Source organism: Leisingera sp. ANG-M1 (assembly GCF_000813745.1).
Lineage (GTDB): Bacteria > Pseudomonadota > Alphaproteobacteria > Rhodobacterales > Rhodobacteraceae > Leisingera.
Window position 1 is genome coordinate 65,216 of sequence record NZ_JWLC01000024.1, and the last position, 23,196, is coordinate 88,411.

General features: G+C 63.7%; 19 protein-coding genes. 8 read left to right on the forward strand and 11 right to left on the reverse strand.

The window, feature by feature from the left end:
• Positions 1 to 7: 7 nt before the first annotated feature.
• Genes RA19_RS19195 through RA19_RS19205 form a run of 3 tightly spaced genes read right to left on the reverse strand, consistent with a single transcriptional unit; the run spans position 8 to position 2,871 of the window.
• Positions 8 to 1,246, reverse strand: coding sequence for a Coenzyme F420 hydrogenase/dehydrogenase, beta subunit C-terminal domain (locus RA19_RS19195; RefSeq protein WP_039165687.1), 1,239 nt, complete (start codon positions 1,244 to 1,246; stop codon positions 8 to 10).
• 27 nt (positions 1,247 to 1,273) lie between these two features.
• Positions 1,274 to 2,026, reverse strand: a complete 753-nt coding sequence (locus tag RA19_RS19200) for a sulfotransferase-like domain-containing protein (RefSeq protein ID WP_039165689.1) — start codon at positions 2,024 to 2,026, stop codon at positions 1,274 to 1,276.
• A 14-nt stretch (positions 2,027 to 2,040) separates the two neighbouring features.
• Positions 2,041 to 2,871: an aspartate racemase/maleate isomerase family protein gene (locus RA19_RS19205; protein ID WP_039165691.1), complete on the reverse strand. Its 831-nt coding sequence runs from the start codon at positions 2,869 to 2,871 to the stop codon at positions 2,041 to 2,043.
• Between the two features lie 95 nt (positions 2,872 to 2,966).
• Here RA19_RS19205 and RA19_RS19210 point away from each other — a divergent pair, with 95 nt between their 5' ends.
• The gene (locus RA19_RS19210) at positions 2,967 to 3,896 is read left to right on the forward strand and encodes a LysR family transcriptional regulator (RefSeq protein WP_039165692.1); all 930 of its coding nucleotides are present in this window, start codon (positions 2,967 to 2,969) and stop codon (positions 3,894 to 3,896) included.
• Here the strand turns inward: RA19_RS19210 and RA19_RS19215 are convergent.
• Positions 3,868 to 4,758 (reverse strand): LysR substrate-binding domain-containing protein, encoded by an 891-nt coding sequence (locus RA19_RS19215; protein ID WP_039165695.1) that lies wholly within the window; start codon positions 4,756 to 4,758, stop codon positions 3,868 to 3,870. The two genes, RA19_RS19210 and RA19_RS19215, sit on opposite strands and share 29 nt — an antisense overlap.
• 104 nt (positions 4,759 to 4,862) lie before the next feature.
• On the opposite strand from RA19_RS19215, the gene RA19_RS19220 reads away from it, so the two are divergent.
• Both RA19_RS19220 and RA19_RS19225 read left to right on the forward strand, forming a co-directional pair.
• Positions 4,863 to 6,521 carry a GMC family oxidoreductase gene (locus tag RA19_RS19220; protein WP_039165698.1) on the forward strand — a complete coding sequence of 553 codons (1,659 nt, stop codon included), beginning with the start codon at positions 4,863 to 4,865 and terminating at the stop codon, positions 6,519 to 6,521.
• A gap of 13 nt (positions 6,522 to 6,534) precedes the next feature.
• Positions 6,535 to 7,743 carry a mandelate racemase/muconate lactonizing enzyme family protein gene (locus tag RA19_RS19225; RefSeq protein ID WP_039165702.1) on the forward strand — a complete coding sequence of 403 codons (1,209 nt, stop codon included), beginning with the start codon at positions 6,535 to 6,537 and terminating at the stop codon, positions 7,741 to 7,743.
• 16 nt (positions 7,744 to 7,759) lie between these two features.
• Here the strand turns inward: RA19_RS19225 and RA19_RS19230 are convergent, their stop codons facing one another.
• Complete coding sequence (locus RA19_RS19230) at positions 7,760 to 8,764, reverse strand: LacI family DNA-binding transcriptional regulator (RefSeq protein WP_082020626.1); 1,005 nt, start codon at positions 8,762 to 8,764, stop codon at positions 7,760 to 7,762.
• Positions 8,765 to 8,878: 114 nt separating this feature from the next.
• On the opposite strand from RA19_RS19230, the gene RA19_RS19235 reads away from it, so the two are divergent.
• From RA19_RS19235 to RA19_RS19250, 4 genes are all read left to right on the forward strand, one after another.
• Complete coding sequence (locus tag RA19_RS19235) at positions 8,879 to 11,203, forward strand: DUF1989 domain-containing protein (RefSeq protein WP_039165705.1); 2,325 nt, start codon at positions 8,879 to 8,881, stop codon at positions 11,201 to 11,203.
• A gap of 38 nt (positions 11,204 to 11,241) precedes the next feature.
• The gene (locus RA19_RS19240) at positions 11,242 to 12,198 is read left to right on the forward strand and encodes an ABC transporter substrate-binding protein (protein WP_039165707.1); all 957 of its coding nucleotides are present in this window, start codon (positions 11,242 to 11,244) and stop codon (positions 12,196 to 12,198) included.
• 72 nt (positions 12,199 to 12,270) lie between these two features.
• On the forward strand, positions 12,271 to 13,320 hold the full coding sequence (locus tag RA19_RS19245) for a quaternary amine ABC transporter ATP-binding protein (protein ID WP_039165709.1): 1,050 nt from the start codon (positions 12,271 to 12,273) through the stop codon (positions 13,318 to 13,320).
• Positions 13,321 to 13,330: 10 nt separating this feature from the next.
• On the forward strand, positions 13,331 to 14,848 hold the full coding sequence (locus tag RA19_RS19250) for an ABC transporter permease (protein WP_039165710.1): 1,518 nt from the start codon (positions 13,331 to 13,333) through the stop codon (positions 14,846 to 14,848).
• A 144-nt stretch (positions 14,849 to 14,992) separates the two neighbouring features.
• On the opposite strand, the gene RA19_RS19255 is transcribed toward RA19_RS19250, so the two are convergent.
• The 6 genes from RA19_RS19255 to RA19_RS19280 all read right to left on the reverse strand — a co-directional run bounded on the left by RA19_RS19255 (position 14,993) and on the right by RA19_RS19280 (position 22,272).
• Positions 14,993 to 16,192: an aromatic ring-hydroxylating oxygenase subunit alpha gene (locus RA19_RS19255; protein WP_039165712.1), complete on the reverse strand. Its 1,200-nt coding sequence runs from the start codon at positions 16,190 to 16,192 to the stop codon at positions 14,993 to 14,995.
• A complete protein-coding gene (locus RA19_RS19260; protein ID WP_082020627.1) occupies positions 16,193 to 18,268 on the reverse strand; it encodes an oxidoreductase in 2,076 nt (691 codons plus the stop codon).
• A gap of 70 nt (positions 18,269 to 18,338) precedes the next feature.
• The gene (locus tag RA19_RS19265) at positions 18,339 to 19,397 is read right to left on the reverse strand and encodes an ABC transporter substrate-binding protein (protein ID WP_039165714.1); all 1,059 of its coding nucleotides are present in this window, start codon (positions 19,395 to 19,397) and stop codon (positions 18,339 to 18,341) included.
• A 36-nt stretch (positions 19,398 to 19,433) separates the two neighbouring features.
• Positions 19,434 to 20,534, reverse strand: a complete 1,101-nt coding sequence (locus RA19_RS19270) for an ABC transporter ATP-binding protein (RefSeq protein ID WP_039165717.1) — start codon at positions 20,532 to 20,534, stop codon at positions 19,434 to 19,436.
• 14 nt (positions 20,535 to 20,548) lie between these two features.
• Entirely contained in the window at positions 20,549 to 21,400 is an 852-nt protein-coding gene (locus RA19_RS19275) for an ABC transporter permease (RefSeq protein ID WP_152615829.1), read from the reverse strand.
• Between the two features lie 8 nt (positions 21,401 to 21,408).
• Entirely contained in the window at positions 21,409 to 22,272 is an 864-nt protein-coding gene (locus RA19_RS19280) for an ABC transporter permease (protein WP_039165801.1), read from the reverse strand.
• A gap of 251 nt (positions 22,273 to 22,523) precedes the next feature.
• Between RA19_RS19280 and RA19_RS19285 the strand changes: the two genes are divergently transcribed.
• Entirely contained in the window at positions 22,524 to 23,195 is a 672-nt protein-coding gene (locus tag RA19_RS19285) for a TetR family transcriptional regulator C-terminal domain-containing protein (RefSeq protein WP_039165721.1), read from the forward strand.
• The last annotated feature ends 1 nt before the right edge of the window (position 23,196 follow it).

Consider the following 23,196-nt stretch of genomic DNA (forward strand, 5'->3'; position numbering starts at 1 on the left):
GGACAGCCTAAGATTTTGCCGCCATCGCCCGCTCATAGGCGCCGCGTTTCTGGCGCGCGTTCTCCTCGGGCGCGTTCATCGCATTCAGTTTCTCCAGCCGCAGGCCAATGGTTTCGGGCGCCAGCGAGCCGGCCTCGCGCATACCGTCGTACCGCGCCTGAACCGCGCGTTTTTTGGTAACCTGATGCGGCTGGGTTGCATCCATATAGGGGATTTCGACTTCCTCCCCCAGCTCTAGGAAACCGTCGCGCACTGCTGCGCTGATCAATTCCATTCCGCGTGCGGTGCGGATGATCATCGAGTTGGTGCCGGGATCGGTTTCTGATGCCACCCGGTCCGGCGAGGCTTTGGGCCAGGTGTCGGCAGCGGCGATGTCAGCGCCCTCGCCGATGCCGTCGGGGCAGATCTTGCAGCGGAAAGGCAGCGACCAGCTGCTTTCGTCCTCTCCCCAGAAATCCAGGTAGTGGTAGTCGCGCCGTTGCCCGCCGCGGGTTTCGATGGTGGTGGGGCCAGGGCAGCCGCGGCCGCGATAGCGCAAGGCAGTGACCTCTTGCGGGTCGAAGCCTTCTTCCTTCAGGAACCGCCCCATCGCCGCATCCGGCATGAAGCCGCCGCAGACCGGGGTGAGCATGTAGCGGATCAGCTCGTTCACCCGGCTGTCCTTGTGCGCCAGATTGCGGATCGCGTTCAGGTCGCAGGGTTTGGCAATCACTGCGAAGGGCTCCCCGCGATCTAGCGCCTCGGCCAGCCCGGTCAGCGGCGCCGCCGGGCCATAGCGGGAGCCGGCTCCGGCCAGCACCTCGGCCGGCGTCGTGGAGATGGTGGGCTGGCCAAAGGTCGGCTCATCCTTGGGCGTGTTCACATGCAGGATGAAGTTCACCCGCTTTGAGTGCAGCAGAAACTGGCCAAGCGCTGTCAGCACCCCGCCGGTGGAGCCTTCGAACCGCACCTCGGGGTCAGCGGCCCAGCCCAGCACCAGGCTGTGGTAGGGGCCCCAGACCAGATCCTGATGCGGGGCAGCTTCGATTTCGGCCGGAGGGATACCTTCGCAGCGGGTGCCAGGGCAGGTGGCATAGACCAGGTCCACGTCCTGCTCTGACAGTTCCCCGCGGATTTGCGGTTGCAGATCGCCCGAGGCGCCCCGGGCCATCCGCAGCTTGTCTGTGCCCAGCAGGGACTGGCAGAGGCCGCAGCCTATGCAGAGCCCGTCCTGCAGGATCCTGTTGAAACGGCTGGCTTGTGTCATGGCTTGCCTTTCCATGCCGGGCGGTGATCAGGCCATCTGCGGCACGCGGATGCGGTGCTGGTGCATCTTTTCGTAATGCGGCAGCATCCGGCGGTGGACGCGACGGACACGTTCCGGGGTGTTTTCGATCTCCACGTATTTGCGGGTCTGGCGGGTGAGGCCGGTGGATTTCGCCAGATTGGCATGGAATGAGCCGCCGTCCCACCAGCTATGCGCAGACGGATCGCCGCCGGGCTCCCAGGTTAACGCTTCCTTAAGGAACGGAATGCCGACCGCTTCGCAGAAGGCTTCTGTCATTTCCTCGGGGTTTTCCAGCAGGTCGTCGCTGTCGACCACCGGCGGCGGGGTGCCGTTCAGGGCGGTCAGCAGATCGAACAGCGCGCGCTGCTCAGGGAAGCCGACCTCCAGCTCATCGAAGTCCGGCCATTTGTTGTACATCGAAGTGATGGTTTTGGCCGGGTCGCGGATCAGGAAGGCGTGGGTGAAGTGGCTGAGGAACTCAGGATCCCACATATGGTTGATATAATGCGGGAAATCCTTGAGGAACACCGGGCCTTTTTCAGCGCGGGCCTTGATGTCTTCCCAGACGCTTTCAATGGTCAGGCCGGGGGTGGTTTTCTCGCCGTCCTTATAACGCGGCCACAGCGGGTCCTCGCCCTGGTACCAGGCCTCGCCGAAAGGTTCGTGAAGGCAATCGAGGTCGCCGCGCTGGCGCATCATCCATTCAAACGCGGTGGAGGTGGAGCGGGGCACAGCCCACAATGCGACAATCTTATGCATCAAGGGATTCCTTATCAGAGAGAGGACAGCAGGGAGCCCTGCGGGGTTTCGGGTGCGAGGCCCAGGGTTTTGAAAATGCGCCAGTACAGTGCTGTGTCATGGCCGATCACCGGCTTGCCGAGGCGCTCCTCCAGCTCCGCCGTGTAATGCACCGGGCGCTGCGCGATGCCATCGGAAGCGCGGCGGTAGTTGCTCATGCCGTTGATCAGATAGGCGTCGGCCTTGGGGGCCTGTTCGGCGGTGTAGTCGAAGGACTTCCAGATCAGGTCCTCGTCAAAGCACCAGATGCAATTGTCGACGTCCTCCTGGGTTTCGAACCAGCCCTGGTCATAGAAATTGCCGGCCCAGACCACGTCAAACCCGGCTTCCTTCAGGAAACCGACGGTGCCTTTGTACCAGCTGTCCGGGTGGTAGCAGGCGTTCAGGGCAACCTTTTCGACGTTGCGGTCGCGCAGGGCTTCGACCATGGCATAGCCGGCCATGTGGAAGGGGGTTTCATACTTGTCGCTCAGCATCTCGCAGTGTTCACGGATGCCTTCGACACCCAAACCGGACGCATGCACCCAGTTGGAGCCGACCTGGCCGCAGACATCGGCGCCGTTGTTGGCCATGCATTCGACGAACTCCTCCAGGAGGCCAAAGTTCTTCTGCCGCTGGCCCAGCTGGTGGGCGTAATCCGGCACATGCAGCATCCGGCCATGCACCCCGACCGAGCGCGGCGCCATCCGCAGAAAGTCCGAGGGTGCCGCGTCGAAGTCATGCGGCGGGCTGGTAAAGCCGACCTGATGCGGGAACAGCTTGTTCTTCGGATTGGCCCAATGGGCGGGCTTTTTATAGTCGGGCATTCCACCTCTCCCAGTTTGCGCTTGGGGGACACGCTGCGGCAGAGGTGTGAGTCTGTCTATTGCTTTCGCGTGCATCCAGGCATATCCAATTTGATATGGCTACGCGAAGATACAACCTGCCTTCAGTGAATGCGCTGGCCGCTTTTGAGGCGGTGGCGCGGCTGCAGGGGTTTGCGCGGGCGGCGGAGGAGCTGAACACCTCGCAGCCGGCGATCAGCCGCCATATCCGCAATCTGGAGCTGCGGCTGGGGGCGCCCCTGTTCGACCGCAGCGGCGCGCAGATCCGGCTGACACGGAAAGGTGAGGGGTTTTATGCCTCTGTGGTGCAGGCCTTGGACGGGTTGCAGCGGGCGGCGGGGGAGTTTGCCAAGCCAGAGACGGGGGTGACGATTACCTGCTCCTATTCGGTTTCACATCTGCTGCTGCTGCCGCGCCACAGCGCACTGCGCTCGGCTTTGGGGGCAGAGACCGAGCTGAGGTTTGTGACCGCCGAATACAATCTGACCGGGGCTGCGGTAGATACCGGAGCGGATATTGTCTTTGAGTACTCGCAAACTCCGCCGGAGCGGGAGCATGTGGTGGTCTGCCCGGAAGAGGTGAAGCCGGTCGGGACGCCTGAGGTGATTGCTCAGGCGTCTGCGGCACTGGCGGGGCGCGGTGCGCCTCCGGGCGTGCTGGGGTTGCGGCAGGAGAACTTTGGCTGGCTGCGCTGGGAGGACTGGCAGGCTGCAAACGGCGATGCGGGCTGGCCGCAGGCAGAGAGTTTCGACAATTACGTCTTTCTGCTGGAGGCGGCGGCACAGGGGCGGGGGCTGGCTTTGGGCTGGCGCGGCTTTGCCGACCCTTATTTGGAGCGCGGCCAGCTGCAGGAGCTGCCAGGGGACTGGTTCAGCCGGGACACGTTCCTTTATGCACGTCTGACGCGGTTTGGAGAGCAGAACCCAGCGGCGCGCAAGTGCCTGGCTTTGCTGGAGGATATCCGGCGGCTCAGAGAGTTCAGGTCATCGCCTGATAGAGCGAGGTGATCCAGTTGCTGACTGCCTTCACCTCGTCCCGCTGACCTGCACGGTCGTTGATCACCATGTAGTGCGAACGCCGTTTCGGCAATTTGTAGGTGGTGGGAACGACCACCAGCCCTTGTTCGATGTACTGCCGGGCAAAGCTCTCCAGCACCATGGTCACGCCGTGGCCCGCCGCTACCGTCTGCAGCGCCAGCAGCGAAGAATCCGCCTTGAGCCAGTCGGTGGTGATCTGCAGGGTCAGCCCGTGCAGGTCGGCGAGGCGGCCCCAGTCGGTTTCAGAGCCGATGATCTGCACAACGTCGGCGCGGGCAAGGTCCTCGATCGATGGCGCGCCGCCGAGGGCTGAGGCATAGGCGGTGCTGCAGACCGGTATGGCGCTTTCGTGGCCGAGGTGCTGGATCTGGGCTTCCTGCCAGTCGCCGGAGCCGTAGCGGATGTCGATGTCCAGTGCCTCCTCGTCGAAACGGCTGGACCAGACGGTGGTGGAAAGCTGCACGAAGATATTCGGGTTTTCGGCCTGAAAGCGGGGCAGCTGCGGCGCGATCACCAGCGCGGCGCAGGAGATGGTGGCGCGCAGGTTCACCACCCGCTTGCGCTTTTTGCTGAACAGCCCAGTGGTGGCGCGCTGCATGTCATCAAAGGATTTTCGGATCGGCTGGGCATAGGCCTGGCCGGTATCCGTCAGCGCGACGCCGCGCGGCAGGCGTTTGAACAGCTGGGTGTGCAGGTGTTTTTCCAGCAACCGGATTTGCTGGCTTATGGCGGCGGGAGTAAGGCCCAGCTCCTCGGCCGCAGCCGAGAAACTGTTGAGCCGTGCGGCGGCCTCAAAGGCCTTGAGCCAGGTGACATGGGGCAGATCGGTCATGCTGACCTTTAAGCACAGTTTGGCCTTAGGGGTAAAACGCATTGTTTGAATTGATTATGCGCCAGTGTGCAAGCTGGGGGATATCTGGGGACTCGGGGCCGGCCATGGCGCAAACATTTGATTTCATTATCGTCGGAGCCGGATCAGCGGGCTGTGTGCTGGCGGACAAGCTGACAGCAAGCGGCCGCTACAAGGTGCTGCTGATCGAAGCGGGCGGCACTGACCGGCGGTTCTGGGTCAAGATTCCGGTGGGCTATGGCTTCACCTTCTCGGATCCTGCGGTGAACTGGCGCTATTCGGCCGCGGCGGATCCGGGGCTGAACGGGCGCGAGGCCTATTGGCCGCGGGGCAAGGTTCTGGGCGGCTCCAGCTCGATCAACGCAATGGCCTATGTGCGCGGGCTGCCGCATGATTTTGACGACTGGGAAGCGGCAGGCGCCGCCGGCTGGGGCTGGGACACCGTGCGGCAAACCTATGAAGCGATGGAGAGCCATGACGAGTGGCATGAGCAAAGCCGCCGGCTGCGCGGGAATGGGCCGGTGCGGGTCACTGACCTCAGCGAGCGGATGCATCCCTTTGCCCGGAACTTTCTGGCGGGCGCCAAGGAAATGGGTTGGCCGTTCCTGCAGGACATGAATGCGCCTGCCGATGCCGGAGCGAATACCCTGCCGGGCGAGGGCGTGGGCTATGTGCGCAGCACGGTGAAGGACGGGCGGCGCTGGTCCTCGGCAGATGCGTTTTTGAGGCCGGCGATGACGCGGGGCAACCTGACCGTGGTCCGCGGGGCGCTGGTGGAGAAGGTGCTGACGTCCGGAGGCCGGGCTGTTGGCGTGGCCTACAAGATCAAGGGCTGGCAGGAACTGGCGCTGGCGGCGCGTGAGGTGATCCTCAGCGCCGGCGCGGTGAACTCGCCACAGCTTCTGCAACTGTCGGGGATCGGTCCGGCGGCACTGCTGCAGCGGCATGGGATTCCGGTGGTGCATGACCTGCCGGAAGTGGGACAGGGTCTGCAGGATCATCTGGCGGTGTCGCATTTCTTTTGGGCCAATACTGCGACCTTGAACGATAAACTGGGCCACAGGGCCGGGCAAATGAAGGCGGGGCTGCAGTATGTGCTGACCCGCAAGGGACCGCTCAGCGTGCCGGTGAACCAATGCAGCGGTTTTGTCCGCACCAAAGGCGCGGCGCTGCCGGATGTGCAGGTCTATTGCAATCCGGCGTCGTATTCGACGCAGGCTAATGGCAAGCCGCAGATCGACAAGGATAACGGCTTCCTGCTGTGCGTCCAGCCGAGCCGGCCGACCAGCCGCGGCCGGATCTGCATTCAATCCGCCGACCCGGGCCAAGCTCCGCTGATCGAGCCGAACTCGCTGTCGACCGAGGAGGACAGGGCCACAGCGGTGCGCGCGAGCCATCTGCTGCAAGCGCTGGCCGGGACGCCTGCCATTAGGGCGGTGACGCGGGAGCGGCGGGCGCCCGACATCATCGGAATGGATAATGCCGCCTTGCTGGAGAACTTCCGCGCGCGTGCAGGCACCGTGTTTCACCCAACTTGCACCTGCCGCATGGGCAATAACGCGAAGGACTCGGTGCTGGATGCGCGGCTGCGGGTGCATGGGGTTGCGGGCTTGCGGGTGATTGACGCTTCGGCGTTTCCCAATGTGACTTCGGGCAACACCAATGCGCCCACCATGATGCTGGCGCACAGGGCAGCGGATCTGGTGCTGGAAGACAATGAAAACAGGCCGTTGGCGGCTGAATGACAGGAATCGTCAAATGAAACTCGACACCATTGAAACCTTTGTGTTCGGCAACCCGCCGCCGCGCCATGGCGGGCGCTATTTCATCTTTGTGCGCCTCACCACCGCTTGCGGCATCACCGGGGTGGGGGAGATTTATAACGCGACCTTCGGCCCCGATCTGTGCTGCGCCATGGCCGAGGAGATGTTTGCCCGCCAGTTCGAGGGCTGCGATCCGCATCATATCGAGAAGCTGTGGCGCAAGTCTTATGGCGCGGGCTATACGCTGCGGCCCGATGTGACGGTGATGGGGGTGCTGAGCGGACTGGAAATGGCTTGCTGGGATATCATCGGCAAGGCAGCGGGCAAGCCAGTGTATGAGCTGATGGGCGGCCAGGTGCATGAACGGCTGCGCAGCTACACCTATCTGTACCCGCCGGAGGGAGATGTATATCCGGATCCGGATACACCCAATGTCTATAATGATCCGGACATTGCCGCCGAAGTTGCCTTGCAGCGGGTGAATGAGGGCTTCACGGCGGTGAAGTTCGACCCGGCCGGCCCTTACACGATCTACGACGGGCACCAGCCGCGGCTGGAGGATCTGGAACGCAGCGAGATGTTCGTGAAGCGCATCCGCGAGGCGGTGGGAACACGGGCGGACCTGCTGTTTGGCACCCATGGGCAGTTCACCGTCTCCGGCGCCAAGCGGATGGCGCGGCGGCTGGAACCCTACGAGCCGCTGTGGTTCGAGGAGCCGACCACGCCGGAGAACCCATCTGATATGGCCGAGGTCGCCCGGTTTACCTCGGTGCCGATTTCCACCGGCGAGCGGCTCTGCACCAAGCATGAATTTGCGCGGGTGCTGGAAGCGGGTGCGGCCTCAATCCTGCAGATGGATCTGGGGCGGGTCGGGGGCCTTTTGGAGGCCAAGAAGATTGCCAGCATGGCCGAGACACGGCAGGCTCAGATTGCGCCGCATCTCTATTGCGGGCCGGTGGTGGCGGCCGCGAACATCCAGATTTCCGCCTGCAGCCCGAACTTCCTGATCTTGGAGTCGATTGGCACCTTTGAAGGGCCTTACATGTCCTGTCTCAAATCCTCGATCACTTGGGAAGAGGGCTATGTACTCCCGTCCTCCGAGCCGGGGCTGGGGGTGGAGCTGGATGACGCGGCGATTGCCGCCAGCCCCTACACCGGCGGCAAACTTCACCTGGACCTGGCGCATGAAGCGGTGGTGCAGTGACGCGCTGGCGCGCCTGTTATGACGGGCGCGCCGTCGATCTCCGCAGTACCAGCGAAGGTTCCAGCAAGAACGGCTCCGGCACGGTTTGCGTTTCGACCCACCCGGCGATGGCATCTGCTGCCGCAAGCCCCATGCGGGCGACGGGCAGGTGGACGGTGGTAAGCTCTGGATAGATATGCGCGGAGCCCGGCAGATCGTCGAGGCCGATGACCGAGATGTCTTCGGGTACGATCAGATCCTGGCGGTGCAGCTCGGCCAGCACTCCGGACGCAAGAACGTCCGAGAGGCAGAGAATGGCGGTCGGGTGCTGCGGCTCCTGCAGGATGGCACGGGCAGCAGTGCAGCCGCCGGCGAGGGAGATTTCCGTCTCAAACAGCTGCAAGACCGCCCCGGTACCGGTCAGCCCGTCCAGACGTGCGCGTGTGCGGTCGTTGTTGGTGCGGGGGCCGTGGACCACGGCAACCTGGCGGTGGCCGAGGCTGGTCAGATGTTCCAAGGCCAGTGCGGCGGCGGCGGCATTGTCATAGCCGATTGTGGGCAGGGCAAAGCCCGGATCATAGTAGGACGTTGCAATCGCCGGGCGCTGGCTGCGCTCGAGCAGGTCATAGAGTGCCTGATCGTGGGTGATGCCTGACACAATCAGCCCCTCGGCGCCGATGTCGATCAGGGTTTTGGCTTTTTCTGTTTCAACGTCGGGGCTGCCGTCAGTTGTGGCGACCACCAGCGACAGGCGGTGCGTGTTGAGCTGGTTCTCCAGCTTGGACAGGAAGCGGGCAAAGATTGCGTTGTCCAGCGTCGGCACCAGGGCGCCGACAAACCTTGTGCGGCCGGTGTTGATGGCACGGGCTGCGGCGCTCGGCACCCAGCGCAGGCTGTTCATTGCATCCTCGACCCGTTTGCGGGTCTTTTCAGCCACCGTGTCTGGTGCGTTCATCACCCGCGAAACCGTTGCCACAGATACCCCCGCGGCCGAAGCAACATCCCGTAAGTTCGCGCGTTTCTGGGGCTGGGTTTTGCTCATGCCGTCTCTGCCTTTTGCTGCCGCTCACAAGGGGGCGGATATGAAAGTCTTGACACATGTAACCGGTTTCATCAACTTATGTAACCAGTTACATTTTGGGAATCGGCAGAAGAGATGACCCGCTACACAGTCCTGCGCGGACTAGACAACATCGGATTTGACAGCCCCGGCCGGGCCTTCCCGGGCTTTGCCAAAGCGGCCCGGGGCAGCACCCGGGTGATCGCCCTGCGCGACGGGATCCGCCAGGAGATGCAGGCGGGCGACCTGCTGTCAGTGGAGATTGCGGACGGGGCGGAAGGCGTGCAGATCGCGGGTTTTGACGCCGCTGGCCGTCCGGCGCTGGCAGCATTGGGGCTGCAGGCGGAGGCGCGGCTGAAGGTGGCGGGTTGCGACAGTGCGGAGCTGCTGGGCTGGATAGCCTCCAATGGCGGCGCGGCCGGGGATATTCCCGCGGCGAACCTGGCAGCCAACGGTGTGCCGCTGATCCTGAAGGCGGGCAGCGCAGTGACGGTTTGGGTGTTGCATACCGCCAGCAGCGAGGCCCTGGTGCAGGGCAGGGCGCCTGCCAACACCAAAGTTACCTGGCAGCCTGCCGAGAGCCGCACGCCGCTGCTGCCGCCTTTGCTGGGGGATACGCGGGATGAATTCACTGTCAGCCGCGGCACCGGATTTGCCTATGAAGTGAAACAGGGCGAGATCATCCAGATCATCGACGTTGAGGGGCAGCAGTGCTCGGACTTCACTGCCTTCCGGGCTGACGGGCTGGAGCGGGGCGAGGAGCTGATGATCGACAGCACCGCCACCCGCTCGATGGTGCGGCGGTCCTATCCGGGGCCAGGACTGCTGGACAAGTTCTTTGACCGCGACATGCGCCCCTTGCTGAACGTGATCCAGGATACCTGCGGGCGGCATGACACCTTTGGCCTGGCCTGCACCGCGCGCGGCTATGAGGAGCGCGGCTTTCCCGGTCATGTGAACTGCTCCGACAATATGTCCCATGCGCTGGCGCCCTATGGTGTGGCGCGGCGGTCGGCCTGGCCTGCGATCAATTTCTTCTGGAACACCTGGGTCGATCCGCATTCGCACCACATCATGACTGAGGAGTCCCACTCCCGCCCTGGCGACTATGTGGCAATGCGGGCGCTGGAGGATCTGGTCTGCGTCTCCACCGCCTGCCCGGACGACATCGACCCGATCAACGGCTGGAACCCGACGGATGTGCATGTGCGCATCTACCGCCCCGAAACTCCCCTGCGCCGCGCTGTTGCCTACCGCGAAAAGGAAGACGCCCCGATGTCGATCAGCCAGAACTCCGCCTTTCATGACCGGCTTGAGCCGCTGACCCAGCATTTTGCGCCCGCACGCGATCTGTGGGCGCCGGTGAGCTTCCCGTCGCATGGCACCACCGGCGAATACTGGGCCTGCCGCAATGCGGTGACGGTGCAGGATATGAGCGGCCTGCGGAAATATGACATTGCGGGCCCCGATGCCGAGGCGCTGCTGCAGCGGGCGACCACCCGCAATGTGGCCAAGCTGGCAGTCTGGCGCGGCTCCTACACCCTGATGTGCGATGAGGCGGGCACGGTGATTGATGACGGTACCCTGTTCCGGCTGGCGCCCGACCTGTTCCGCTGGTGCTGCGGGTCCGAAGAAAGCGGCCGGGTGCTGGAGACGCTGGCGCAGGAGATGGGACTGCAGGTGCGTATTCACGACATGCGCGGGGCGATGCCGAACCTGGCGATCCAGGGGCCCAAGTCGCGGGATTTGCTGCGTAAAATCGCCTTTACCCAGCCGCATGTGCCGCAGCTGGACCAGCTGAAGTGGTTCGGTGTCACCGTGGCACGGTTGAACGACCGGGAGGGGGCGCCGTTTATGCTGTCGCGCTCCGGCTACACCGGTGAGCTGGGCTATGAGATCTTCTGCGCCAAGGCGGATGCGCTGGCGATCTGGGACGCGGTGATGGAAGCAGGTGAAGAGTTCGGGATCACCCCGATGGGCTCTGCCGCGCTGGAGGTCATCCGGATCGAGGCCGGGCTGGCCGCCGCCAATGCGGAATTTGCGCCGGGCGTGGATGCGTTTGAGGCAGGCCTTGGCTTTGCCGTCGACCTGACCAAACCGGAGTTCACCGGCAAGGCCGCGCTGGAGCGCAATGCGCGCGAGCCGCGCCGGGTGCTGAAGGGGCTGCTCTTGGGCTGCAACGATGTGCCGCTGCACGGAAGCCCGGTCTATGACGGCGAACGGCAGGTGGGGGTGGTGACCTCGGCCACCCGCTCGCCCTCGCTGGAGCACGCCATTGCCATTGCCCGGCTTGGTGTCGAGCACGCTGAAAGCGGCACCCGGCTGGAAGTCGGCCAGCTGGACGGGCGGATGAAGCGCCTGGGCGCCACCGTCACCGACATTCCTTTCATAGACCCGCAAAGAAAGCGGGCCCGCGCCTGAGCGGCGCTTCACCTCACATCAACAGGAGAGAGAAAACGATGAAACATCTTGCGTTAGCCACTGCAATTGCCGCTTTGGGCACCGGTGCCATGGCACAGGAGAAGGTCATGGTGGGCGAGCCCAGCTGGCCTGGCGCCAAGATCATGAGCCGGATCATCGGCCAGGTGATCGAAACCCGCCTGGGCGGCGAGGCAGGCTATGCCCCCGGCGCCAACGCGGTGATCTTTGCCGCGATGGACGGCGGCCGCGGCGATATCGACGTGCACCCGGACGTCTGGCTGCCGAACCAGTCGTCCTTCACGGACGAATATGTCGGCCAGAAAGGCACCGTTGCGCTGTCCACGGGCAGCTACGAGGGGCGCTCGGGCTTCTGCACCCCGACCTATATGGCTGAAGAGCACGGCATGAAGTCGGTCTTCGACCTTGCCACCCCGGCAGCGCAGGAGGCCTATGACACCAATGGCGACGGCAAGGGCGAGATCTGGGTTGGAGCCTCGGGCTGGGCTTCGACTAACGTGCACAAGGTGAAGGTGCGCGATTACGGCATCGAAACCTTCCTGGAGCCGTCGACCGAGGATGAAACCGTGTTCTATTCGCGGCTGAAGGATGCGGTAGACCAGAAGGAAGGTGTCGTCTTTTACTGCTACAAGCCGCACTATGTGCATGCGCTTTATGACGTGACGATGATCGAAGAGCCGGAGCACGATCCGAGCGCCTATAAGATCATCCAGCCGGATCAGGATGCGGATTGGTACGCCAATTCTTCGATCACCACCGGCGACCAGGTGAAGACGGTGACCGTGGCTTATTCGAAATCGCTGGAGCAGCGGAACCCGGCGGCGGCGTCTTTCCTGAGCCAGATCGACATGGATGCGGGCGAGCTGTCCAAGCTTACCTACGCTGTTGTGATCCAGGGCCAGGAGATCGACACGGCGGTGTCTGATTGGCTGGCAGCAAATGGCGCGATTGTCGACGGCTGGCTCGGCCTCAACTGATCGCAACCTTTGGCCCTGCCGCCCCGTGCGGCGGCGGGGCTTTTGCAAGACTTATGAAGACAGGGGGAGGCCATGGCGGGTGACATCGCAATTGACGCACGCGGCGTCTGGAAGATTTTCGGGGCGCGCTCGGCTGAGGCGCTGAAGGCCATTCATGCGGAAGGGCTGACCAAGCCGGAAGTGCTGGAGCGGTTCAACTGCGTGGTCGGGGTGGCGGACGCCAGTTTCCAGATCGAGCGGGGCGAGCTGTTCTGCGTGATGGGCCTGTCGGGCTCGGGCAAGTCGACGCTGGTGCGCCATGTGAACCGGCTGTTGGAGCCCACGGCGGGCCATATCTACATCAATGGCGACGATGTGATGGGGCTGAACGCCGAAGGCCTGCGCGACCTGCGCAACCGCCGCGTTGCCATGGTGTTCCAGAACTTTGGCCTGATGCCGCACCGCACGGTGCGCGACAATGTGGCGATGCCGTTGGAGATCCGCGGCACCGGCAAGGCGCGCCGATGGGAAGAGGCCGACCGGGTGCTGGATCTGGTAGAATTGAGCGGTTGGGAGGACAAATACGCCCATGAGCTGTCCGGCGGTATGCAGCAGCGGGTGGGTCTGGCGCGTGCTATTGCCTCGGACCCGGAAATCCTGCTGATGGACGAGCCGTTTTCGGCGCTGGACCCGCTGATCCGCAAGCAGCTGCAGGACCAGTTCATGGAGCTGAGCCGCAAACTGGGCAAGACCACCATGTTCATCACCCATGACCTGGATGAGGCGATCCGCATCGGCCACCGCATCGCCATCATGAAGGACGGCCGCATCGTGCAGATCGGCACGCCGGAGGAGATCATCCTCAACCCGGCCGATGACTATGTGGCGGACTTCGTGGCCGGTATCTCCAAGCTCAACATGATCTTTGCCCACTCAGTAATGAAGCCAGTGGCAGAGTTTGAAGCCACCCATGGCGCCCTGCCGGCGGATGCCAAGGTGGCGCGGCCCGATATGGATCTGAGCGACCTGATGGATCTGGCTGTCGACGGCCATGGGATCGTCAAGGTGGCGGATGCGGGAAGCACCGTCGGGGTGATCAACCGCGCGGGGCTGATCCGCGCCATTCAGGACAGCCAGGCGTAAGGAGGTGGTGATGAAACACATCGACCAATCACAGATCAAACCGGAAACCGCCGGCCGCCTGAATGCGCTGGTGGGCGAGTTCACCGGCCAGTCGCAGACCTACTACCAGCAGGTCTTCAGCTACATGATGGAGGCGCCGGGCTACCGCTTTACCCTGAACTGGGCAGCGGGTGTTCTGGGGCCGGTGTGGTTCGGGGCGCGGGGCCTGTGGTCCTGGTTCCTGGGCTTCCTGGTGCTGGAAACCCTGGCGTTTATCCAGATCGGTTTGGGCCTGTTCGGAGACCTGGGCCGTGATTTCCGCATCCGGGCCGAGCAGATCGCCCAGACGCTGGAACTGCGCCATCAGCAGATCGCGGCGGCTGAGGCGTCGGGCGCGTCTTCGCTGGACTCGCTGAAGCGCGCGGCGGAGTCGCTGGAAGGCGCCTTGGCCAGTGCGCAGGAGGCAGCCGCGGCGGCGAATGCCAGCGGGGTCATTTATCTTGTTGTGGGCATTGCCTTGCTGCTGGCGGTGAAGTTCCTGGCGGCGTCGCTGGCGAACTGGACGCTGGAGGGGCAGTTTGCCCGCTGGCGCTCGGACCGCAGCGTGGCAAGCGGCTGGTCGCTGCCGCGGCTGGCGGTCTCGGCGGTGCTGGCGGCGGCAGTTGTGGTGCTTTCGGCGGTGAAATTTGCCATGCCGGATGCATTCTCGCTGTTGAATGCTTTCCCAACCAACCGCGACTGGCGGCTGAATGTGGGTGATGGGGTGCAGGCAGCGTTTGATTGGACCAAGACCTCGGGCCGCGGCTTCTTTGACGGGCTGACCGCGGGGATGCGCACGCTGCTCGACTGGATCGAGGTAGTGCTGGTTGATACGCCCTGGCCGGTGGTGGCGCTGGTCATCGTGATGCTGGCGTACCTGTCGGCTGGTGCGCGGGTGGCGATATTTACCGGCGCGGCGCTGGCCTATCTGGGTCTGCTGGACTTCTGGGAAAAGGCGATGACCACCATTGCGCTGCTGGGTGCAGCGGCGTTGATCTCGATCACCCTGGGCATTCCGCTGGGCATCTATTGCGCGCGGCGTCCGAAGGTGTTCGCGGTGGTGCGGCCGGTGCTGGACTTCATGCAGTCGATGCCGTCGTTTGTTTACCTGATCCCGGTTGTGGCCTTCATCGGCTCGGGCAAGCCGGCGGGTGTGGTCGCCACCATGATCTTTGGCAGCCCGCCGGTGATCCGCTTTACCGTGCTGGGCTTGCAGCAGGTGCCGGAAACCGTGCGCGAGGCGGCGCTCGCCTTTGGCGCCACGCCGCGGTACCTGCTGTGGCGTGTCGACCTGCCGCTGGCACATAAGACGATCATGGCGGGTGTGAACCAGACGATCCTGTTGTCGCTGGCAATGGTTGTCGTGGCCTCGCTGATCGGTGCCAAGGGCCTGGGCGAGGACGTGCTGGAAGCGCTGCAGTATGCCGCCGCGGGGCAAGGCATCCTGGCTGGGCTTGCGATCCTGTTCTGCGCGCTGATCCTCGACCGGATTGTGGCGGGCAGGAAGTGAGTTGAAACAAAAGCGGGGCATGACCGCATGCCCCGCTGCCTTAATCTCCCGTCAGGTTGTGATATAGGCCTGACCACTCAGCACCCGGCCATGGGGTTATGGCCGGGTGTTTTTAGTTGTCTTGCAGTACGCCAGGGCCAGCCGTTAGATCATGCTGAAGTAGCCTTTGTAGAACCCCGAGATGCCCCACTCCATCTCGGACAGCGGCCCGGGCACGAAACGGTAGGAGTTCACCCCTTCCTGATTGTGGCGGATGATCCGCTCGTCATCGAGCGAGGTCACATGCCACAGCCAGGTGAGCGCCTCCTTGTCATAGTCGCGCCCCTCTTCGGCGCCGCCGCGCACATACCAGGCGATCTGGATATCGGTCTCCTGCAGGCCGCGGGGCACAAAGCGGTAGCCGACCAGGTGGTCGGCATAGATCAGGAAGTAGTTGAGCGGGCCGACCGACAGGTCGGTGGCGCCGCCGTCGAGGCCTGAGAGTTCTCCCAGAGGCGGTGCCAGCGGCGCGCCGTCCTTGCTGCCGGTCTGGTAGCCGGGGAACAGCGGGTAGCGGCGCCAGTAGAGATCGGCGCCGGGCGCGGGGGCGTTGGGGCCGGTTTGGTCGAATTCCTCGGCAGGCAGGCCGATGGCGGTGGAACGCGCGCGCAGGTCATCGGCGTATTTCTCGACATCCGCCGGATCCTTCAGCGAGTGGCTGCGGGAGTACTCCTGATGCGAGGGCGCACAGTGGTAGCACTCCAGGTAGTTCTCCAGCGCCAGCTTCCAATTGGCGGGCACTGGGTAGGAGGCCTCATGCGCAAGTTTCAGGTTCTCCAGCTGCAGCGGCGCCGACAGCGGCGCCAGCTTGGCAAGGCCTTCTTCCAGCGGCGGCGGTTTCTCGTCGGCGCAGATGAAGATCAAACCTTGGAAGATCTGCACTTGCACCGGGAACAGCCCGTATTCGGACGGGTCGAAGTCCGGCCCCATGGAACGGCCGCCGCGCAGTTTCCCGTCCAGGCCGAAGGTCCAGGCGTGGTAGGGGCAGGAAAACACCCGGGCGGTGCCCTGTTTCTCGAGGCAGACGCGGGAGCCGCGGTGGCGGCAGACGTTCAGATGCGCCCGCACGTCGCCCTCGCGGTCGCGCACCACTATGACCGACTCCGGGCCGTAGTCGAACAGGAAATAGTCGCCGGGCTCGGCGATCTGGCTCACATGGCCAACCCAGATCCAGTTACGGTTCCAGAACATCTTGATGTCGTGGTCGTAGACGGCCTCGGAAGTGTAGAAATGGCGGTCCAGGGCAAAGCCTTCGCGGTAGCTTTGCATCAGTTCGCGCATTGTCTGCAGGTCATCACTGGGCATTCAGGTGCCTCCCATGTCTTGGAGAGAGATCAATTCGCGGCGGAACCATTCGGCATCGGCCGCCGCCGGGTCGCGTTCAAAGTTGCGGGCCGCTAGGTGGCCTGCAAAGACCGCATCGGCAATCAGGCCCGGGGCGGCGGCGTCGCCGATCAGTTCCAGCGTGGTGAAGCTGTCTGCGTAGTTCGCCTTCAGGGCGTCATATAGTGCGGTGTTGCGCTGGCGCGAGGTGACCATCAGCAAGCTGGCGCAGTCCACGCGGCGGAGGCGGTCCGTATAGACGCAGGCGAGGTCCGCGCCGGTGCCGTCCGCTGACTGCAGGCTGTGCAGCGGGATGATCTCGACGCCGGCTTGCAGCAGCTCGGCCTGTACCCGGTGCTGTTCCAGCGTCAGTTCGGTAAAGGCAGAGGCAATCGCACCGGGGGTGGCGAGGATCACTTTGCGCCCAGCAGCGGCCAGCTGGCTGGCCAGCACCCCGCCCATATACCCCTGATCATCGTCATAGAGCAGCACCGCTCCGCTGTCCGGCAGCAGCTCGCCTGCCATGACATCATCCGGGGTGAAAACGGGCAGGTCCTTGATGTCCAGAGACTGTGGAGAAGTTCGGCCGCGCCCGTCGCGGTGCCAGGTGCTGCCGGTGGCGAGGAAGACACTAGGGATGCCCAGTTCCACGATCTCGGCTGCGCCGAGCTTGCTGCCGGTGAACATCTGCACATTGGCGCGCTGCTGCAGGTCCCAGAGGCGGTTGTCGGCAACGCGTTTCCAGGCCGAGAGGCCCCTGAGCCCGCTTTCGTTCAGGACCCGGCCGCCGAACTCGTTGGCGGCTTCGGCCAGGGTGACCTGATAGCCGCGCTTGGCCAGCTGCATGGCGCATTCCAGGCCGGCGGGGCCGGAGCCGACCACCAAGGCGGCTTCCTCTCGCTGTTTCGGGGCGATCTTCTCGGGGTGCCATTTGCGCCGCCACTCCTCGCCCATCGTGGGGTTCTGGGTGCAGCGGATGGAGACGCCCAGATTGTCGGCCGAGACGCAGATATTGCAGCCGATGCATTCGCGGATGTCCTCGATGCGGCCCTCTTCGATCTTCTTCGGCAGGAAGGGGTCGGCGATGGAGGGGCGGGCGCCACCGATCAGGTCCAGCACGCCCTTGGAGACCAGAGAGGCCATCAGGTCCGGCGAGGTGAAGCGGCCGACGCCGACCACTGGTTTGCTGGTCACCTGCTTTACGAAATCCGTGTAGGGAATCTGGTAGCCGTCTTCGGGTTGAAAACGGGTGGTCTGGCTGTCGTTGCTCCAATCGGCGACGTTGACGTCCCAAAGATCGGGTAGATCGGCCAGCATCTCGACCACGGCACGGCCCTCTTCGCTGGCCTGCATTCCATCGGCGCCCATCATCTGGTCGACAGCAAAGCGGAAGGCGACGGCGCAATGGCCGTCCAGCACTTCGCGGGTGTCTTCCAGGAGTTCCCGGGTCAGGCGGGCGCGGTTTTCCAACGAACCGCCGTATTCGTCGGAGCGGGTGTTGTACTGCGGCAGCAGGAAGTGATGCGCCAGGGTCATCTGGTGGCCCGCGTAGACATAGACGATGTCGAACCCGGCCTCTTTTGCGCGCAAGGCGGCGTCGCGGTGCCAGCGGCGCAGGTCGCGGATGTCCTGCTTGTCCATGGCGCGGGCCTGTTTGGGGAAGACCGCATCAATGGGCCGGTCGCTGACCCCCAGCGCCGGGGCGCGGGTCAGGTGGTTGGTGGCGTGATGGCCGTTGTGCGCCAGCTGGATTGCCGCCAGCGATCCCTTGGCGTGAACCTGCTCCGTCATCAGCTGCAGGGCGGGGATGTCGTGCTTGTCCCACAGCCGGTGCTCGGCATAGGGGCCCAGGTCCGAAGTCGGGTGAATCTCGGTCTCTTGGGTGGAGACCACCGACCAGCCCCCCTCGGCCTTCATCGCGCGTACTGCGGCCTCGGCCTGCGGGCGCACATGGCCCAAGCCGGTGCAATGGGGCACTTGGAAGAAGCGGTTGCGGGCGGTGACAGGGCCGATCTTCACCGGCTCGAACAGAACGGAATACCCATTTGCGCCTGGCATGCTGGCACATCCTTTAAGTCAGAGAGTGTTTTGGCGGCGGCGGGCGCTGTGGCCTGCCGCCGGGAGGGGATCAGAAGCCGGCTTTGATGCGCTCGAATTCTTTCAGCATGCGGCCTTCGAGTTCTGGTTTGACGGCGTCGAAGAACAGGCTGCCTTCGAAGAAGCTGTTCACGTCGGCAAAGCCGTAGGTCTTGACCAGCTCGGGGTCGGCTGCAGCAAAAGCATCGGCGTTTGAATGCGCGTAGCCCCAGCTTTCGATGATGTATTTGCCGCTGGCCTCGGCGCTGAGGGCATTGAGCATGTCATAGACCTGCTCGTCGCTCTGGGTCGAGGAGTTCAGATGCACATAGCCGCAGACCCAGGTGGCGATGCCCTTGTCCACGTCGCGCATCATCTTGGCGGGGGTCTCGTTCCAAATGAGGTTCAGCTCCGACTGGTTCCAGCCCCAGCCCATGGTGACCTCGCCGCTGGCAAGAGCTTGATCCAGCTGGCCGGCGTCAGACCAGTAGAAGCGCACGTTCTGGTGGATCGAGCGCAGGAAGTCCGAGGCCTTCTGGAATTCCTCCTCGCTCATGTCGGTATAGCTGGAGGCGCCGGTGGCCAGTGCGGCCATTGCATAGGCCGAGGAGGCGGCATCGGGAATGGCGATCTTGCCCTGGTAGCCGGGGTCGGCCAGCAGCTGCAGCGAGATATCGGCGTCGGCGATCTGGTCGGTGCGGTAGATCAGCCCGGTGTTGCCCCATTCAAACGGCACCATATAAGTGTTGCCGTCGATGGTGACGCCGTCCACGTCCTTGATCTGCGGCAGCAGTTTATCCCAGTTGCTGATTTTCGACGTGTCGATGGGTTTCAGCAGTCCCGCAGCCACCCATTTGCGCAGCCCGTCGGTGCAGGGATGGGCGAGGTCGGCGGCAAAGCCCGATTGCAGCTTGGTGAAGGCCTCTTCCTGGCTGCCGAAGTAGGTATAGCTGGGCGCGCCGCCGTATTTTGCGACGTAGTCGCCATAGAAGCCCTGATCCTCGTACCCGGACCAGTCAAAGACCGACAGGCTGGCGGCATCGGCGGACGCGATGGTGGCCGAGGCGGTTAAGGCAGTGGCCGCGGCCAGGGCCGTTTTGAAGTGTTTCATTGTTTTCCTCCCTATTATTCCTGTGGCCTGATGTGCTCAGGCGTCGCGGGCGCCCAGGTCGATGACTGAGGCGTTCTGCACCCCGAGCCAGACCTGATCGCCGCGTTTGTGATCAACCGTGTGGAAGTAGTTGGGGACGGCGGCTGAGATCGGCTGCTCCACCCCCGCGGCGCGCACGTAGTAGTGGACGCTTTCGCCGTAAAACGCGATGTCGCTGACGGTGCCCTGCAGGCAGGCGTCATATCCTTCGGGGCGCTGCGCGCCGATCTCCAGCTGTTCCGGGCGGATGCCCGCCAAGAGGTCGGGGCTGCGGGCCGGGGCGTTGGGGTTCACATCGATGGTGAGCGGGCCGAAGCCCTGCAGGTTGACATCCACCGTAGCGCCGTTGTCGCCGGTGACCCGCGCATCCAGGAAGTTCATACCGCCGATGAAGGACGCCACCCGGCGGTTGCAGGGGCGGGCATAGAGCACCTCGGGGCGGTCGACCTGCTCCAGCTTGCCGGCAAACATCACGCCGATGCGGTCGGACATGGTCATCGCCTCATACTGGTCGTGAGTGACCATCACAAAGGTGATGCCCAGCTTCTGCTGCAGACGGCGCATCTCCAGCTGCATCGCTTCGCGCAGGTTCTTGTCGAGCGCCGACAAGGGCTCATCCAGCAGCAGCACCTTAGGCCGCATCACCAGGGCCCGGGCCAAGGCCACCCGCTGGCGCTGGCCGCCGGAGAGCTCATCCGCCTTGCGCGCCTGCAGCCCGCCGAGTTCGACCATCTCCAGCGCCTCGGCGACGCGGGTCTTCATGTCCGCCTTGCTGAGGCCCAGCTTGCGCAGGCCGAAGGCCACGTTGTCGCCGACGTTCAGATGCGGGAAGATCGCATAGGACTGGAACACCATATTGGCCGGCCGCTTGTTGGCGGGGATATGGGCCATGTCCTGGCCTGCGATGCGGATGCTGCCCGCGTCATGGTCCTGGAAGCCCGCAATCATCCTAAGCGCCGTGGTCTTGCCGCAGCCGGAGGGGCCGAGGAGCGAGAAGAACTCGCCCTCTTTCAGCGTCAGGTTCAGATCCTTGACCGCGGTGAAGGTGCCAAAGCGCTTTTCCACCCCGGAGATTTCGATGATGTTCTGATCGGTCATCTGATGGTCCTCATTCAGGCGGATTTACTGGCGGATTTGGTGGAGCGGCGGCGGAAGTATTCGGCGGTCAGCAAGAGCTGCACCGAGGCCAGCAGCAAGAGTGAGCCGAGCGCCAGCGTGTTCGGCAGCTTGGCCGGGAAGCGGATCTGGCTCCAGATGTAGACCGGCAGGGTGGGCTGGTTGCCGGACAGGAAGAAGGCTAGCACAAACTCGTCGAACGACACCGTGAAGGTGACCAGCAGGCTGGCAACAATGCCCGGCGCCACAATCGGCAGGGTCACCCGGCGGAAGGTGCCGATAACGCTTTCGCCGAGGTCGAAGGCGGCTTCCTCCAGCGATTGATCAAAGTCGTCAAAGGCGGATTTCATGATCGAGACCGCAAACGGCAGCGCCACAAAGACATGGCCAAGGATCACCGTGGTGAGCGAGGGTTTCAGCCCTAGCGAGATGAACAAGACCAGCATCGACGACGCCACGATGATGCCGGGGATGACCAGGGGCAGCATCACCAGCCCTTCCGACAGCTCGCGCCCCTTGAAGCGGTAGCGCACATAGGCGCGGGCGGCGAAGAGGCCCAAGGAGGTTGCCACCAGCGCAGTGACGGCACCCACGGTCAGCGAGTTGATCATCGCCTGAAGCAATGTGTCCTGCTCGCCCAGCTGGGCGTACCATTTCAGCGTAAACCCCTTCATCGGGAAGGCCACAATGGTGCCGTCATTGAAGGAGAACAGCGGCAGCAGCAGCACCGGCAGATACAGGAAAATCAGGTAGCCGACGGCGTAGGCCAGGAGCCAGGGAAACCGGATGGGCTTGCGCCGGGCTTTGCTGACAGCGGGGCTCAGCGGTTTGTTCAGGGGTTCGCTCATCGGAGTGCTCAACGGATCCTCCTCCCCAATGCGGTGGCCAGGACGGCAAACAGGATGGCGGCAAAGCCGACCGAAGCCATGGCGACCAGCGACAGAGTGGCGCCCAGCGGCCAGTTGTTGGCGGGGCCGAACTGCACCTGGATCAGGTTGGCGATCATCTTGCCCTGCGAGCCGCCGACCAGCGACGGGGTCACGTAGTCGCCGACAGTGGGGATGAAGATGATCAGGCTGGCGGCAATGATGCCCGGCACGGTCAGGGGCAGGGTGACGCGGACAAAGCGTTCCAGTTTCGAGCAGCCGAGATCGGTGGCGGCTTCCAAGAGCGAGCGGTCGATCTTTTGCAGCGACACGTAAATCGGCAGGATCGCAAAGGGCGCCCAGGCATGGGCCAGGGTCAGCACCACGGCGAATTCGTTATAGAGGAGGAAGGTCAGCGGCTCGTCAATCAGCCCCAGCGAGATCAGCGCCGAATTCAGCACTCCGTTGAAGCCGAGGATCAGTTTCCAGCTGAACACCCGCAAGAGGTAGCTGGACCAGAACGGGATGGTGATCAGCAAGAGCCACAGGGTTTTCTTCTGGGTGCGGAAGGCGATGAAATAGGCAATCGGGTAGGCCAGCGCCACCGTTGCCGCAGTCACCGCGCCGGCAATCAGGATGGAGCGCAGCATCAGATGGCGCACCAGCGGATCGGTGGCGGCCTCCAGGTAATTGGCCCAGGTCAGCGTCTTGTCGATCTCGACATAGGTCTGGGTCCAGAAGCTGTAGGCCACCAGAATGCCCAGCGGCGCCGCAACCAGCAGCCCCACATAAAGCGACGCAGGCGCGCTGAGCGCCAGGCCTTTGCCAGCCTCGGTTCTGAGTAATCCGGCCATGTCACTCCCTTGCTTGCAAAAGGTCTGCGGGCGAGGCAGTCCATCAAAAAATGGACAATCGTCCATCAAAATCTGACGGCTGGCAGGGCCTTCTGTCAACAGGATTTTGAAAAAAATGTACAAACGTCCATTTTGCTTGGAGAAATTGCCGGGATGTGCCTAGATTGGGGAAACGGGCCGCTTGATGCAGGCTGGCAAAGCGCATATCAGCGCGGGCCAAACGCAGAAGCGATTGATGGATCGGAGGCCGGATGACCGGCAAAAGGGAACAGAACCGCGAGCAGAACCGCCTTGCCCTGATCGAGGCGGTGCTGGAGTCGGTGGCCGAAAAGGGGATCTCGGAAACCTCGGTAAGCGAGATCATCCAGCGGGCCGGGCTGTCGCGCGGCATGATCCACCTGCACTTCGGCGGCAAGGACAACCTGGTGCATGCCGCCGCGCGCCATTCCTCGGAAGAGTATTACGACGGTATCGAGGCGCTGCTGCAGACGGCAGGCGACAGCCCGCAGGAGCGGGTTGAGATGATCGTGCGGGGCGACCTGAGCGAACGGGTTCTGAACCGGCGCAACGTGAGCATCTGGTATGCCTTCCGCGGCGAGGCCCGCAACAGGACAGTGATTGCCGAGTATTCGGACACCCGCGACGGACGGCTGCGCAACATGATCCACAACGCCTTTGTGCGGATCGTGCGGGAAGCGGGTTGCGAAGATGCGGCGGGCGTTGCCCGGGACGCCACCCATGGCACGCTGGCGATGCTGGAGGGGATGTGGACCGACTTTCTGCTGCACCCGGACCGGTTCGACCGGGAGGAAGCGGTGCGGATTGTGTTCCGCTTCCTGACCGCGATGTTCCCGGTTCATTTCTCGCTGGCGGGCGCCGTCCGTCCGGAGCTGGCAGAAAGGGCCGCAGAACGGCCCCTTTAGA